We start from the raw sequence: 14,734 nt of genomic DNA on the forward strand, positions 1-14,734 counted from the left end.
ATTATTAATATTTTGGGTAATGATTTACATTAAACAATTAGCTATACTTTCCCCCAAGGAGGACGTTTATTATGAACAGAAAATATATGAAAACATCAGATCAAACAATTGCTTACTATGACGAAGGCCAAGGTGAACCAATTTTCATGTTACATGGGTTCCCAGATTCAGCTGACGTTTGGCGAAAATTAATTCCAATGTTCGTTAATCAAGGATATCGGGTTATTGCCCCTGATATGCGCGGATTTGGCCAATCATTTATTCCAGAGCATGTCGCAGATTTCTCTATTCAATTAATCATGGCAGATATTCTCAAACTAAAAAAATTTCTTAACATTGATCAACCAGTCAAATTAATTGCTCATGATTGGGGCGCTAACATTGGTTGGATGCTGGCAAGCTTTTATCAGTCAGAGTTTGAATCATATATTGCAATCAGTGTCGGCCATCCTTATTCATACGCCAAAGATGGCGGCTTTGAACAACAGAAAAAGGGTTGGTACACCATGGCGTTCTTATTTGAAGGATTATCTGAAGAATTGTTTTCTCAAAATAATTGGGCAGGCCTGCGGACATTTACCCAAAATCATCCTGAATTAGACAGCCATTGGATACCAGAGTTATCACGCGAGGGCCGATTCACTGCCGCCCTGAACTTATACCGGGCAAACTTAGAGCCTCATGATAATTCGCAAACTCCTGCTATCCCGCAATCCCAAATCCCTATATTAGGGATCTATGGGATGAACGACCTCTACTTAAGTGAAGCGCAAATGAAAAACTCAAGTAAATATCTGGCCGGTAAATTTAATTACGTCACCGTTAATGGTGGTCATTGGTTACCCATTGACGAACCAGAATTTATATTTAAACAGGCGATGTCATTCTATAATCCTAATTTCAAGTAAAGCGCTGCGTTATTAGTTAACTAACATAAAACACTAAAAACACCTGAACTCAATTACGTGAGTTCAGGTGTTTTTATTTACGACCAGTATTTTACATTATGAACTGAAGCCAAAGCTTGTAGTACGCCATACTAATCCTTAAACTGTTTCAATTACCGACCAATGAAACTTAACCCCTAACGTAGGATTGGCATCATCAATATCAGCATACATAGCTGTTGTAATTTTATTAAGTAATGGCACTAATTACCTTCTAGTGATCCAAGATGACCCTTAAAATCATCCTTTGCGTTATCTTCACCGACAATATGCATATCGGTGTGTAACATATCCAAAAATTCTTTAAATGATGGATTGATTCCTAATTCTGGATAGTCATAAAGAGCTACTGTGTATCGAATAGCCATTTCTTGACCAGCCTCAACTTTTTGAACCCAGTGAGGTTCACGTAAGCTTTCCCGACCTAAGGCCACAAAGTCAATGCCAGCATCCATAACCTTTTCAGCATCTTGAGGCGTTTCCACCGAACCAACTGAAATCAAAGGGATCCGACCGTTAATTTGTCGTTTGATTTTTCAATGAGGGGTTCGTTATCATCTTGGTTATTCAAAGATGTGCGCCATGCATTCCCCATTGAGATATGCAAATAATCAATTTTTTGATCAGCTAGCATATCTACAAACTTTAACGTATCCTCGATGCGAATTCCTGGTTCCTCAATCTCTTCTGGTGAAATCCGGTAACCAACAATAAATGGTGAAGCTGCATTATCCTTAACCACTTGATTAACCTTTTTGATAATTTCCAGAGCGAAGGTCATGCGCTTTTCAACTGATCCACCCCACTTATCAGTTCTTCGATTAGAGTGTGGTGAAAAGAATTGTTGCATTAAATAGGTATTAGCACCATGTAATTCAATCCCATCAAAGCCGACGCTAATTGCTCGTCGAGTTGCTTCACCAAAGTCTGCAATAATTTGTTCAATCTCATCGTTGGTTAATTCCTGAGGAGTTTCCGCATTAGGTCGTTGGGCCGCAACGGCACTGGCACTAACAATTGGTGCACCACGAAGAATTTTTGAATTACTCATTCGACCAGCGTGGAAGATTTGCAAAATGGCCTTAGTTCCATTTCGCTTAACTGTCGAAGCTAATTTCGTTAAGCCTGGCAAAAATTTATCGTCAGCAATAGAAGTTCACCTTCAAATCCTTTACCATTTTCAGATACATTGGCAACTGGGACAATGAACATCCCTGCGCCACCGGTATGAAGATCGAAATAGCGTAACTCATCCATTGATACCGTGCCATCTTGTAAAGCCGAAGCTTCTGTCATTGGTGGAATCACAATACGATTCTTAATTTGAACACCATTCTTAAATGTATAAGGTTGTAAAAATTTATACTTAGCCATTGGGCCATCTCCTCTGAGAAATAATAAAAGTTCATAGTGACTTAACTTGCTAATTCATTCTAACTAAAAGTAAGTATGTCGTGAAGTAGGCACTTTAACTTTCCTTAGTTACTAATAAGTAACAATTGGCTAGGACTGGGGTATTTGAAGCGAATAAACTTTCACTAGACGTCAACACTCAACATCCCTGAACTCGATTTTTGAGATCAGGGATGTTTATTAGTTAAACCTAAATCGTATCCAAGCAAATATCTTGGTTAATCTAAGTGTTCCAATTTAACCGCTTTGTGGGCAGCAGCACTCATAACGTTTTCTTCATTGCCTTGACTTGGATGGAAGAAAAAGTCCGCATCGGCCAACTGTTCAATTGTCATTTCCATTTGAATAGCTAACGAAATTGTATTGATAAAATCTGAGATATTGGCCTTTGACATAACCTGACCACCCAGAATCTGGAAATTAACTGGGTCATAAATTAATTTGAATTGAACTTTTTCCTGACTGTGAAAGTTCAAATCAGTTCCAACCATTTCCTCTAGGTAGACACCTTTGATCTCATGGTTTAACCGCTTAGCAGTCACTTCGTTCAGGCCAGTCGTGCCAAATTGGTAATCAAGAACATTCCAGGCCGAAGTTCCTGCGTGCCCGAAAATGCTTGCATTGGTTCAGTCAAATTTTGGGCGGCCAAGTATCCTTGTCGGCGAGCATTAGATGCCAACGAAATATTCATATCAGTATCTCCTGGATTATATCGTAGCTTGGTGATATCACCAACTGCAAACACATCAGAATTACTGGTTTGTTGAAATTCATTGGTCTTGACTAAGCCATTACTTTCTAATTCAATCTCTCCTGCTAACCAGTTAGTATTGGGTTTTGCGCCAATTGACATAATTACTAAGTCAGCTGGATATGTTCCTTGATCAGTTTCAATCCCTACCACTTGATCGTCACTACCAACAAATTTAGTTAACCTTTCGGTAGTTTGAATACTAACATTCTTTTCAATCAGAGATTTGCTAATCACATCTGTAAATTCATGATCAAGATATGTACCAAGAATCCGGTCGCCACTATCAATTACAGTCACTTTCTTACCGGCTTGAGCGAACAAACTCACAGCCCCAATACCAATATAACCAGCACCAACTACCACAATATTTTTAATGTTTTCATCAGTAGCTGATTTTCTAAATTGCATCAAGCTCTGCGCATCTCTCAAAGTTAAAATCCCATTTAATTCAGCTCCTGGAACTGGCAATTTGCTTGGAGAAGCCCCAGTTGCAAGAATCAACTTATCATATTGCTCATCTTGTTCCTGACCAGTTTGAATATTTGTAACCCTTAGTGTTTTCTGGTCAGTCAGTAACTTAACAGCTTGATAATAACTAAACGTTCGGACCCCTTGATTGGCCAACTCCGCAAACCTGCGTTCAGCGTCATCCAGAGATAACCGTAAGCTATCAGCAATGTTGCCTTGGTCATACCATTTCACTTCAACGTTTGATTGATTAATAATTCCTTCAATTGCTGCCTGACCACCATGAGATGCTCCAACGACGATAATTTTCATAACTATTTGCCTCTTTATTTTTTGTTTGACTGTATAATACACCATGTATCTTATTTTTAATATATAAATACAGGAAGCATTCTATACAATTAAGATACGTTTCGGATATAATGTACGTTAGAGGTAAATATAATGAATAAATCAACCACTGAACGTCGTCGAGGTGACGACTTAGAACAAGCCATCTTTCAAAACGCCTTAACTATTTTAAATAATGAGGGTTACGATGCGATCAGCTTTGCCAGAATTGCTCGCGAATCTAATACTAGTCGTTCAGTGCTATATCATCATTGGGATTCCCCATTTGATCTCACGTTAGCGGCCATTCATGATCAAAATCCCGACGGAAACAACACTTTGAGTTATTACGATACTGGTTCTCTACGCAGTGACCTAATCTTCATTGGCCAGTACTTCATCATTGAGCTTGAAAGAATTCCGCAAAACTTTCGGACTGCACTCTTATCAGTCATGTCTAGTAATCCAAACAAAGTTCAAAAAATGCTAACTAACACTAATAAACTAACCACAGAAATTTTAGATCAGGCACTTGCAACCGCAATAACTCGCGGAGACATCTCTAAATTACCCAACGACACCAGTAAGAACTCATTCTTTAAGCTAATTAGATACAGCTTTGTCATTGAAAATCATCCCATTAACCAAGCCGAATTAGAAGATATTATTGATAGCATTGTACTACCTGTATTAACCCAAAAGTAAGATCTAAACGAACACCGTTACGGAGGTAACCCATGGCAACTGCTTTAAAAGATGTTTATTCAATCGAGTTCTTAACTCAGTTAGGAACGACCATCACCGATCACGATTCCAGTTTTGATACTTCAAAATTTATTCAAGCCACGGTTAATGATGGATGGTCAGAATTAAAACTAATGGAGCGTCGTGATCGAATTACCCAAGCACTTCATCATCAATTACCCAGTGACTTTAAACAAGCCACTAAAGTGTTGTGCGCTATTAGTACGACGATTACCGGCTTTGCGGCCTTGTGTCTACCAAATTATGTCGCCATGTACGGACAAAATGATTGGCAGACTTCCATGACTGCACTTGGTACTCTAACTAAAACTTCCTCATCTGAATTTGCAATTCGGCCCTTTCTAATTGAATCACCTGAGAAGACTATCCAACAAATGCTAACTTGGTCCCAAAGCGAAAATGAAGACCAACGACGTCTAGCTAGTGAGGGTATACGTCCACGCCTACCATGGGGAATTCGCCTAAGACAGTTTATCGTGGACCCGGCACCAATTTTCCAATATTAGAAATTTAATTAATGATAATAGCCAATATGTACAAAAAAGTGTGGCTAACAACCTAAACGATATTAGCAAAGATCACCCTCAACTAGTCATCGACTTCTGTAAATCACATTGGCATGAATCAAAGAATACTGATTGGGTTATTAATCGAGCTCTGCGGACACTTTTTAAGTCTGGAAATTCAGACGTGCTGGCTCTACTCGGTTACAGCCAGCGGGATGCAACGTTACTGGCAAACATATTATTCACGGCGTCCTCAAATATTGTAACTTTGAATCATAGCACCGAATTTAATTACCAACTTACCAATCATACAAATAATGATCTACCACTTTATCTTGGTTATCGGGTACATTATGTTAAAAAAAATCAGCAAACATCGGCAAAAGACTTTTTTATCAAACGAGCTAACTTAAAATCACATCAAACGCTAAATGGACATTTTGCGATTAACTGGAAGCAGCTAACGACGCGCAAATTATACCCCGGTTCACATCATATTGAATTATTGGTGAATACTGTACCCATAGCAGACACTAATATCGGTTTGGCGATTCCATAAATTCATGCGTAGTTATTAGGAACCATCTTAATCATCATAAATATGCAAATAACAGTAACCCCTGATCTCAACTTACTTGAGATCAGGGGTTTTATCGACAGTTAAAAAATTTTATCTCTGATAATCATCAGCATCGGTTGAGTACGCTATATCTTTTTGATTTTCAAGAGCCGTTAATCGATTAGATAACGCCTCATGAATTTTATTGTATGAGTCGCTACCCAATGTCATCCGCAAGGCACCCTTACCTTCATCAACGCGCTTAATGATTTGATCTGCCATCTTTTGTGGATCGCCAGCAATCATTTTGATATATGCTTCAACATCGATGCCCGGTACGTCACCTTTGATTTGGTGAGTAATTTGATCGACAACTGTTCCTTCATAAGCTGGTAAATCGGCTCCAAATACTCCACCGCCAACGAAATTCGTTCTGATTCCGCCCGGTTCAACAATCGTTGTCTGAACATTGAATGGTGCTACTTCAGTTGCCAGTGCCTCAAAGGCCGCTTCAACTGCCCACTTAGAAGAACTATACATGCCCATTGCTTGAGTTGAATACTCACCGGCCATGCTAGAAATCTGGATAATATGCCCGTGACCTTGTTCACGGAAATGGGGCATGAATGCTCTAGCAGTACTTAATGAACCAAATAGATTAACTGCGAACACATCTTCAACTTGCTCAGCACTAATTCCTTCAACTGCACCATATAATCCATACGCAGCATTATTCAATAAGACATCGATTGTTCCAAGCTCATTAAATGCTTTGTCGACGACTTCCTTAATATCTTGGTCACTTTTAAGATCCATTGTGGTCTCCCAGAGTTGATCACCATATTGTGATTTCAAATCTGATAATGCACCCTCACGATGAGTAGTTGCGGCAACTCGATCGCCCCGCTTAAGTAATTTGCTAACGACAGAAGTTGCTAAACCACCAGTTGCACCTGTAATAAACCATGTTTTCATATTAATTTCCTCCATTATTCCGTTTGCATTTTAATTGAGCATCTAATATTTATACTTATCTTCGTTTTAGCGATAGAACTATCGTTTAAACTTAAAACCGAGTATAGCGATAGAACTATCGCTTGTCAACCAAATTAGTTCACTTTATTTAATTTTCGAAAATGATACCTCTTGTAACCCGCAAAGATGTTGGGGTTAATTAACGATAGAATTATCGCCACTTTACTGGTATTATGTGGTTATGAAACCAAAAAATGAGTCTGTTCGCCGGCAGATTATTGATGCTGCTACTGAGCTTATTATCGAATACGGGGTCGCTGGCACCTCAACTGTCAAAGTCGCAAAACGCATCAACGGCGCCCAATCAAATATTTACTCATACTTCAAAAGTAAGGAAGAATTAATTTCCGGAGTGTTCTTGTATCATCAAAGCATGATGATTAATGCTATTGAACCAGTATTTGATACAACCAAGTCTCCCCAGGATCTAGTTGCAGATCTTGTGACTGAATTATTATTATTTGCAGATAATCATCCGGCATCAATTCAAATTATCTCTGCATTTCGGGCCCAACCTAATCTTCGCAGTCAGCTGCCCACGATTGCCGACAATCAGCTTTTGACCGAGATGTTTAAATTAATCACTCGCTACCAACGTGACGGAATCATTAATCAGACACCTGCAGAATTCATTGCTGAAGCAATCTTTTCTATCGTGGTAAACTACAGCAATGCAAAGTTGGCAAATGAAAGTTATGCGCCAAAACTTACTAAAGAAATGGTGATTCAGTTAATTACTGATTTCACTTTTATTTAAAATATTTCGCATCGCATAATCACTTTGTTAATATCCAACAACGTAAAACACCTGACCTCAATTATTGAGATCAGGTGTTTTCATTTAGTTATTATTAACCTAATTATTACTATCGTCTCCTTTAGGCTGTGGCATTAATGTATTCCACATTGGAGATGGATTACCATGATTACGTTGATTAAATTCCTCCCAGAACCATTGTTGACCCAAAAGTTTTTTAAGTCTTGGGACTGCTTCGCCATCAGGCCCACTGTAATATCTGACTTGTTTATTGTTCCCATCAGTAACCATTCGAAACATTACATCGGCTGTAATTTGCGGATTAGATCTCACGGTATTCATTGAGTTGAATTGTTGCCATGGCTCAACGTAATCTTCAATTGTCTGTTCAGCCACTTCGGTCTTATTGAAAATATTAGTGTTCATGTTTCCAGGAAGAAGGACTTTGACAATCACTCCAAAATCACCTAACTCAGCATTCATCCCTTCAGTTAAACTTAAGACCGCACTCTTAGATGCCTCGTACACCGATGTATAAGGGAATCCCTCTTCAGCACTAATTGAGCTTACATTGACAATTACTCCGGAGCGTTGTTCTCTGAAGATTGGCAAGAAAGCCTTATTGACTGCCATTAGACCAAAAACATTGGTCTGAAATTGACGGTGAATTTGATCCATCGTGGTGCTTTCAAGTGGGCCAGCTTGAAAATAACCGGCATTGTTTATTAATGCATCTACCCGACCAAATTGCTTTTTAGCTAATTCACCAAAGTCTAAATCGGCCTGTTCATCATTAACATCCAGCTTTAAAGTTTTTACATTTGTTAATTCATCAAAGATATTAAGATCACTGTCTTTTCTAACAGTTGCTACAACGTTCCAATTGCGTCAGAAAACATCTTTACAACTAGTCTTCCAAATCCACTTGCGGTTCCAGTAATTACGATTGTTTTATTCATTAGTGTGCTCCTTAATTGATTATCTTAAAAACAAATGTAGTATAATCGGTTAAAGCTACTTTAAGTCAAGAATTTTAATCATTTTTTGGAGGTCTAAATATGACCATTACAGAATTATCAATAAAGCTAGGTGTGCCAACTTCTACACTGCGCTATTACGAACAAATTGGTCTGATATTCTCTGGCCGTCAGTCAAACGGAAATCGGACCTATGATGAACAGCAATTCGAACGAGCCAGACGGATTCTTCTTTTTAGAAGAGCTGGCGTAACTATTGCTGAACTCAAACAGTTATTTTCAAATAATATGGATGACACAACTGCTTTAAAAATGTTAGCTGATGCCAAACGTAGAATCAGTGAGCAAGAAAAAGAATTGGCAGAAACGATGTCATTTCTAGAGATGAAAACCAATTGGCATCGGAATCACAAAGCCAATTATTCTGAAAAATGATTCAAAATAAAGCTGTTATTTTACCATAAATTTTTCCAGGTATCTAATGCCGTTTAGCGTTTTAACTCAACCAAAATCCCTGACTTCAGTTAATCGAGATCAGGGATTTTATATTACTAAATTATTGACCACCCATAATTTTATCTGAATCAGGTGGTGTTAATATTAACCAAGTTAGATTTTGAACGACAGCAATTATCAAGCCACTGAATGGTACAAAATAAATACTGATAAAATCGACCGCCATCAATACCAGATCAAGAAATCCGGCGCTTCGTAAATAACCATCGCCCATTGATGCGCGCTAAAGTGTGGTTAATTTGTGCCACTGATACGTTTTTAAGTGATTCCGAATCAATAATTAGGAGAATCGAACTGGCTGTGGCGGTCGTAGCCGTCAAATTATTAACAACCACGGACGTGGTCAGATGAAGTGTATGTCCTTCCTTGTTCCAAACATTTTGGACCATGTTTTTAACTCTTCATGACCAATCGCACTACCTTGGGTCCCTTCAATTGCCCCATCATCAGAGAACAATGCAACATATCGTTTCGCATCCTTTTGGCTGGCTAATTGATCAGCCTGGGTAATCATTTGCATGATCGTTAATAAATCTTCACTGTTTCCCATATTTTTCTCCTCCTAAAATATATTCAGAACCGCTTAATGTAAAATATTCCTTGATTCCCAACGTGTCATATCAATATGTCCATTAAGTAATAATTTTAAGTTTGACGTTTCGATTGTTGATTTATTACAAAAGCTTCTGCACTCAAAGACTTCCCAATCCTAGCACTGACAAAGTCAACTCAAACTAACGCCGTTATTATCGCGAAATCATGACAAATCAAGCATGATTAATTACTCAGAAAACAATTGATCTATATCTGTAAAAGTTGGAAAATTATGGTTGATTATTGTTTGATGCTCTTCACAATCAGCATCATTGGTCGACGCCATTCATTCGCCATCTCTGGTAGCTCCTTCAGATTATCTGATGGAGTTGGTTCTACGATATCAGCAATCACAAAGTTTCGCTTTACTAATGTTTCTAAATAGGTGGTTACTGTCCGATGATATTTGATTATTTTCGAGCCCAAAAATCAGTCTCTCGCGCACTTTCATCGAAATAGCGGTCAACAGGGAACACTGTCCGATCTCCACTTTTAACAAATTCTTGATCACCAGAAGCCGTAAATATTGGATGTTCCACCGAAAAAAGAAAAATTCCATTTGGTCTTAAATAATGTTGAACGTGAACCATCAAATCATCGAACGATGGCAAATAATGTATCGCTAATGATGAAAATACTAAATCAAATTCGTTAGCATCATAATCAACTTGGCTAATATCGCCAATTTGGAATCTTATTTTTGAATCATTATTTTTTTCCTTTAGCAGTTGCAATCATTTTTTCAGATAAATCAACTGCAGTCACTGAAGCCGCACCATGATCGACAAAATATTTTGCATGCCAACCATAGCCAGCACCTAAATCAAGAATATTCATATCTTGAACATCTGGTAGGAGCCCCTCAAGTGCAGGCCATTCACCTGCTCCATTCAGTCCTTCTTCACTACGCCGCATATGTGAATATTCATCAAAAAATTTGGGGTCGTCATACGGATTTTTCATCATTTTACCATCCTTAATAATTTGTTTTTCTTCAGTATACCGCTGGTTACAAATCTAAAAAATATATCTGTTTTTTCTTACTCTAGTCAATAGGTCCTTAAACAATTTTGCTTTTATGACCATAAGTAAGGCAATTTTTTATTATTAACTCAATCATATATTCCAAGTAAACATGCAATCAGCATAATTCTTCAAATAAACGAAAAGCATCCAGAACTCAATTATTGAGATCAGAGATGCTTTTCGTTTTATATTATTAACCATTATTCCTCATCAATAAATTCTACAAATCGATGATTCCAAATTTTTTCGTAGTGTTCAACTAAGATTGGAAAAGGTATCGATTCATCATTCTCTGATGAAACTGTTCCTCTGGACATAAATAGTTTGTATCCCCGATCAAACGCGGCTTTGATCGTAGCGTCAATACAGTACGGAATTTCCGCGCCGCAGATTTCTAATTCATTAACTTTTAACTCATCCAACACTGTCTGCAAATTCGTGTTATGAAATGAATCGGCGTGTGTTTTATCAACATAGTAATCCTGTGAATTAGTTTCTAAATCATCAACCAATTGCCAGTCATAACTATTCTTTTCAAGGCCTTGATCTGAATGCCGGATAAAAATTATTGGTTTATTGTGACTATGATAGTAATTAATCCTCTTATTAACCCTTTTAATTAAGTCCGCATTGTTAACTAGTGGACCAACCCCATTTTGTAAATCAATGACGATTAATGCCCGTTTATCTTCCCTAAAAATTATCATATCTATTCCCCTGATTTATGTTTACAAACTCATACTATATCTATTAACTGCACTCTGGCAACTATAATATCAGTCCGTGACCCCAGGAATTTTAAAATGAGGAAATTCAAGATAAAAATCGTATTGCTTAAAGGATGTTTGCATTGATTAATATATTTTACTTACCCTTCAACCCCGCCAATACTTGACGCCGGAACAAACCAGGTAATGATCTAGCCATGATAACCGTTAAGTGATCATGGAAATTATTAAAGTAGCGTCGTTTAGGTTTTTCGTCAGTTGCGGCACGATAAAAGAGATTTGCCAAATCTTCAACTGATGCCCCCATTCCAGGAGCATCATCACTCAGTACTTTTGCCATGTAGTCAACTAATGGTTTATATGCTGTATCTGGCTTGAGGTTATTATAAATATTTTGCACTGCTACCGACCCCCATGATGATTTAGTACCACCGGGTTGAACAACAACAGAACGAATGCCGAATTGTTCAACTTCAATATCTAAAGTGTCGCTCCATTGTTGCAATGCGGCCTTCGTTGCGTGGTAATATGCTCCTAGTGGTGAGTAAATATCACCACCGATTGATGAAATATTAACGATTCTTCCTGATCCTTGTTTGCGCATAGTTGGCAAAATCAATTGGCTCAAAGTAACTGCCCCAAAGAAATTCGTATCAAATTGTTTGCGAATATGATCAGTTGGTGTATCTTCAGCAGGCCCATTTTCGCCATATCCAGCATTATTTATTAGCACATCTACATGATGTTGCTCTTTGATAACCGTATCGGCAAAGCTTTTAATTGACTCGTCATCAATAACATCTAGCGAAACTGCGTGGATATTCTCACCGTTAGGAATCTTTTCTACTCGACGGGCACCCCCATAAACAATCCAGCCATGGTCTGCAAACACTTGAGCAGCAGCTTTACCCATTCCATTAGATGCACCTGTAATAATTACGACTTTTTGATTTTTCATTTATATTCTCCTCAGATTGGTGTTACACTTGTACCAGAAATTGTGTTCACAGTATATTCTGCATTTTTATTGAATACAATGCTTTTGAACCCAAATGTGACAACTAAGGAGTATTTGTAATGCCTACAGCAAGTGAACAAACCAGAGAATATTTATTAGGTGCATTAGATCGATTACTAAAACAAAAGAATTTTATGGACATCACAGTCAGCGAGCTAACCAGAGTAGCTGGAGTTTCTCGCATGACATTTTATCGGCATTACGGCAACATCTATGAACTGCTAAACATTAACTTGAAACAAATCATGGCCGAGTTACCAACATACGATAAATTGACAACGGATGAATATGAATCAGCCATCGCTAATTATATGAACTTTTTTAGCGCACACTCGGATTTTATTAAGCTAATTCTACGAGCCAAGCAACAAAATTTACTCAGAGAAAATATTACTACCGTTATGCGCTCATTAATGACAGTTAAAAGTAATTCCCTCCCATTCAAAGAACGTGATTTGAAATATTATGTCAGTTACCACGCTAATGGATTTGCCAGTGTCATCATTGATTGGTTTAGTAATGGTCAAGTGGAAACACCTGAGGAGATGGCAGCCTTTCTATATAAAAATATTACTACGTGACTTATTCAAATTAAGTGCCAACTGTTTCTTCGATTTGGCAATGACGTAAAACATCCCTGACCTCAACTTCTCGAGATCAGGGATGTTTTATTGACAAATAATTTCACTTTACCAAGTAATCTGCTTACCAGTTAAGTTCACATAATCGTTATCATTTTTGGTTATCAGATTTAGTTTCACCGTCATGGATATCATCCATATATTCGCGAACTAGCATCCACTTCAATTTTCCAATCCAAGTATGATCTTTTTGGGTAATAGTTTCATACATACTACCGTTGATTTTAGCCAAAATAGATGATAACTGAACTAACTCAGTATCATCAAGCACATTCAGGAATGGCATACTAGTCTGCCAAAGGTCATGGGCATGGCCTTTGCCTGCCGTGGTTAAGCTTACAATTGTCAAACGGCGGTCAGATTCAGATTTAGTTCGCGTTACGTCACCTTTTTTCTCCAGTTTGCGTACGAATTCTGCTGTTGATTGCGGTGTTAAATTGAGTTTTTGCGCGAGGTCTTTCTGGGAAACTTGATCTTGATCAAGTAATGCTAATAAAATCTTCCCTTGACCTTGAATCACTAGCGTCTTGTCGTGATCACTATGTTGCCTTTCCATCCCAGAACTAACATGTTGTAAGGCAGAAAATTCAAGTAATTTGGTCATTGCTTCTTGTTTCTTCAATGCATCAGCCATAAGACACCTCCAAGATATAGTATAGCAAAAAAGTAAGGATACCTGAATAAACACCTTGACTTAATAATCAGGGGGCCTTACAATTTATTTTAATCAGGGTACCTGATAGAAAATGAAAAGGAAGTTAGTAACCATGAATGCAATCGAAGTCAATCATCTATCGAAAAGTTTTGGAAGCTATCAAGCGCTCCAAGATGTTTCATTCACCGTCAAACAAGGAGAAGTTTTCGGGCTACTTGGTCCTAATGGGGCAGGAAAAACTACCGCATTAAGGATGCTTACAACTTTATTAAAACCATCCTCTGGAACGGTCGAGATTTTCGGTCACGATACTGCAACCGACGGCCAGGCCGCACGTCAGATGTTTGGCCTAACTGGTCAATACGCAACTGTCGACGAGGATTTAACCGCTCGTCAGAATTTAATGATTTTCTCAAAATTAAACGGATTATTTGGAGCTGAAGCAAAACACCGTACAAATGAACTTATCGAAGAGTTTTCGTTAAAAAATCTGCTGATAAGTCAATCAAAAGCTTCTCTGGTGGGATGCGGCGCCGACTAGACCTCGCAATTAGCTTAATCACCAGGCCAGCGATTATTTTTTTAGATGAGCCAACAACAGGCCTTGATCCCCGTACCCGCAAACAAATGTGGACCACAATTCGCGAATTAGTTGCAAGTGGATCAACCATCATGTTAACGACACAGTATCTAGACGAGGCTGATCAGTTAGCTGATCGCGTTGCCGTAATTGATCATGGCAAATTAATCAAAATTGGCTCGCCGTCAGAATTAAAAAAGCAAGTCGGTAATTCATCTCTATGCCTCACATTTGCGACTGATGAAACCACTCATAAAGCCATCCCAATCATTGAACAACAGCTTAGAACAACCGCAACTACAGATCATACGTCTCTGTCCGTCCCACTGAAAAACACCTCTGAAATCACAAGCTTACTCGACAAATTACAGGCTAAAAACATTGCAATTACAAGTATCAACGTCGAAGAGCCAACACTGGATGACGTCTTTATGCAACTCACTGTTGGTACAAATTAAGGAGAAA

The 14,734-nt window shown here is 38.2% G+C and carries 19 protein-coding genes and 2 pseudogenes; 8 read left to right on the forward strand and 13 right to left on the reverse strand.

Annotation, left to right across the window (positions count from 1 at the left end; all coding sequences use genetic code 11):
* Window positions 1–71: 71 nt before the first annotated feature.
* Entirely contained in the window at window positions 72–908 is an 837-nt protein-coding gene (locus NBRC111893_RS00205) for an alpha/beta hydrolase (protein WP_125007537.1), read from the forward strand.
* A 242-nt stretch (window positions 909–1,150) separates the two neighbouring features.
* On the opposite strand, the pseudogene NBRC111893_RS00210 reads toward NBRC111893_RS00205, so the two are convergent.
* From NBRC111893_RS00210 to NBRC111893_RS00220, 3 genes and pseudogenes are all read right to left on the reverse strand, one after another.
* Window positions 1,151–2,321: pseudogene (locus NBRC111893_RS00210) on the reverse strand (NADH-dependent flavin oxidoreductase).
* A gap of 257 nt (window positions 2,322–2,578) precedes the next feature.
* Window positions 2,579–2,902, reverse strand: coding sequence for an oxidoreductase dimerization domain-containing protein (locus tag NBRC111893_RS00215; protein WP_160114411.1), 324 nt, complete (start codon window positions 2,900–2,902; stop codon window positions 2,579–2,581).
* A gap of 5 nt (window positions 2,903–2,907) precedes the next feature.
* Window positions 2,908–3,894: an NAD(P)/FAD-dependent oxidoreductase gene (locus tag NBRC111893_RS00220; RefSeq protein WP_160114412.1), complete on the reverse strand. Its 987-nt coding sequence runs from the start codon at window positions 3,892–3,894 to the stop codon at window positions 2,908–2,910.
* Window positions 3,895–4,026: 132 nt separating this feature from the next.
* Between NBRC111893_RS00220 and NBRC111893_RS00225 the strand changes: the two genes are divergently transcribed.
* From NBRC111893_RS00225 to NBRC111893_RS10860, 3 genes are read left to right on the forward strand one after another with little or no spacing between them, the layout of a single operon-like run.
* Window positions 4,027–4,617 (forward strand): TetR/AcrR family transcriptional regulator, encoded by a 591-nt coding sequence (locus NBRC111893_RS00225; protein ID WP_125007540.1) that lies wholly within the window; start codon window positions 4,027–4,029, stop codon window positions 4,615–4,617.
* A gap of 32 nt (window positions 4,618–4,649) precedes the next feature.
* A complete protein-coding gene (locus NBRC111893_RS10855; protein ID WP_225417442.1) occupies window positions 4,650–5,183 on the forward strand; it encodes a hypothetical protein in 534 nt (177 codons plus the stop codon).
* Window positions 5,184–5,223: 40 nt separating this feature from the next.
* Window positions 5,224–5,742, forward strand: a complete 519-nt coding sequence (locus tag NBRC111893_RS10860; protein WP_230402916.1) for a YhaZ family DNA alkylation repair protein — start codon at window positions 5,224–5,226, stop codon at window positions 5,740–5,742.
* Between the two features lie 111 nt (window positions 5,743–5,853).
* On the opposite strand, the gene NBRC111893_RS00235 is transcribed toward NBRC111893_RS10860, so the two are convergent.
* Window positions 5,854–6,717: an SDR family oxidoreductase gene (locus NBRC111893_RS00235; RefSeq protein ID WP_125007541.1), complete on the reverse strand. Its 864-nt coding sequence runs from the start codon at window positions 6,715–6,717 to the stop codon at window positions 5,854–5,856.
* A gap of 241 nt (window positions 6,718–6,958) precedes the next feature.
* On the opposite strand from NBRC111893_RS00235, the gene NBRC111893_RS00240 reads away from it, so the two are divergent.
* Window positions 6,959–7,534 (forward strand): TetR/AcrR family transcriptional regulator, encoded by a 576-nt coding sequence (locus NBRC111893_RS00240; protein ID WP_125007542.1) that lies wholly within the window; start codon window positions 6,959–6,961, stop codon window positions 7,532–7,534.
* 99 nt (window positions 7,535–7,633) lie between these two features.
* Here the strand turns inward: NBRC111893_RS00240 and NBRC111893_RS00245 are convergent, their stop codons facing one another.
* On the reverse strand, window positions 7,634–8,374 hold the full coding sequence (locus tag NBRC111893_RS00245) for an SDR family NAD(P)-dependent oxidoreductase (protein ID WP_225417511.1): 741 nt from the start codon (window positions 8,372–8,374) through the stop codon (window positions 7,634–7,636).
* A gap of 218 nt (window positions 8,375–8,592) precedes the next feature.
* Here NBRC111893_RS00245 and NBRC111893_RS00250 point away from each other — a divergent pair, with 218 nt between their 5' ends.
* Window positions 8,593–8,946, forward strand: coding sequence for a MerR family transcriptional regulator (locus NBRC111893_RS00250; RefSeq protein WP_125007543.1), 354 nt, complete (start codon window positions 8,593–8,595; stop codon window positions 8,944–8,946).
* 121 nt (window positions 8,947–9,067) lie between these two features.
* Here the strand turns inward: NBRC111893_RS00250 and NBRC111893_RS10605 are convergent, their stop codons facing one another.
* The 7 genes from NBRC111893_RS10605 to NBRC111893_RS00270 form a co-directional block, all read right to left on the reverse strand.
* Entirely contained in the window at window positions 9,068–9,241 is a 174-nt protein-coding gene (locus tag NBRC111893_RS10605) for a hypothetical protein (RefSeq protein WP_160114413.1), read from the reverse strand.
* 129 nt (window positions 9,242–9,370) lie between these two features.
* Window positions 9,371–9,577 carry a Cif family virulence factor gene (locus NBRC111893_RS00255; protein WP_125007544.1) on the reverse strand — a complete coding sequence of 69 codons (207 nt, stop codon included), beginning with the start codon at window positions 9,575–9,577 and terminating at the stop codon, window positions 9,371–9,373.
* Window positions 9,578–9,861: 284 nt separating this feature from the next.
* Entirely contained in the window at window positions 9,862–10,047 is a 186-nt protein-coding gene (locus NBRC111893_RS11985; RefSeq protein ID WP_369689676.1) for a hypothetical protein, read from the reverse strand.
* On the reverse strand, window positions 10,032–10,355 hold the full coding sequence (locus tag NBRC111893_RS11990; protein WP_369689677.1) for a class I SAM-dependent methyltransferase: 324 nt from the start codon (window positions 10,353–10,355) through the stop codon (window positions 10,032–10,034). Before NBRC111893_RS11990 ends, NBRC111893_RS11985 begins: the two co-directional genes overlap by 16 nt.
* Window positions 10,330–10,584: a class I SAM-dependent methyltransferase gene (locus NBRC111893_RS11995; protein ID WP_369689678.1), complete on the reverse strand. Its 255-nt coding sequence runs from the start codon at window positions 10,582–10,584 to the stop codon at window positions 10,330–10,332. Before NBRC111893_RS11995 ends, NBRC111893_RS11990 begins: the two co-directional genes overlap by 26 nt.
* A 263-nt stretch (window positions 10,585–10,847) precedes the next feature.
* Window positions 10,848–11,354 carry an isochorismatase family protein gene (locus NBRC111893_RS00265; RefSeq protein WP_125007545.1) on the reverse strand — a complete coding sequence of 169 codons (507 nt, stop codon included), beginning with the start codon at window positions 11,352–11,354 and terminating at the stop codon, window positions 10,848–10,850.
* Between the two features lie 157 nt (window positions 11,355–11,511).
* Window positions 11,512–12,333 carry an SDR family NAD(P)-dependent oxidoreductase gene (locus tag NBRC111893_RS00270; RefSeq protein ID WP_125007546.1) on the reverse strand — a complete coding sequence of 274 codons (822 nt, stop codon included), beginning with the start codon at window positions 12,331–12,333 and terminating at the stop codon, window positions 11,512–11,514.
* A gap of 119 nt (window positions 12,334–12,452) precedes the next feature.
* Between NBRC111893_RS00270 and NBRC111893_RS00275 the strand changes: the two genes are divergently transcribed.
* The gene (locus NBRC111893_RS00275; RefSeq protein ID WP_125007547.1) at window positions 12,453–12,974 is read left to right on the forward strand and encodes a TetR/AcrR family transcriptional regulator; all 522 of its coding nucleotides are present in this window, start codon (window positions 12,453–12,455) and stop codon (window positions 12,972–12,974) included.
* A 151-nt stretch (window positions 12,975–13,125) separates the two neighbouring features.
* On the opposite strand, the gene NBRC111893_RS00280 is transcribed toward NBRC111893_RS00275, so the two are convergent.
* Entirely contained in the window at window positions 13,126–13,668 is a 543-nt protein-coding gene (locus NBRC111893_RS00280; RefSeq protein ID WP_125007548.1) for a MarR family winged helix-turn-helix transcriptional regulator, read from the reverse strand.
* Window positions 13,669–13,801: 133 nt separating this feature from the next.
* Between NBRC111893_RS00280 and NBRC111893_RS12245 the strand changes: the two are divergent.
* Window positions 13,802–14,727: pseudogene (locus tag NBRC111893_RS12245) on the forward strand (ATP-binding cassette domain-containing protein).
* Window positions 14,728–14,734 lie beyond the last annotated feature (7 nt).

The sequence above is a fragment of the Lentilactobacillus kosonis genome (genome assembly GCF_003864335.1).
Lineage (GTDB): Bacteria > Bacillota > Bacilli > Lactobacillales > Lactobacillaceae > Lentilactobacillus > Lentilactobacillus kosonis.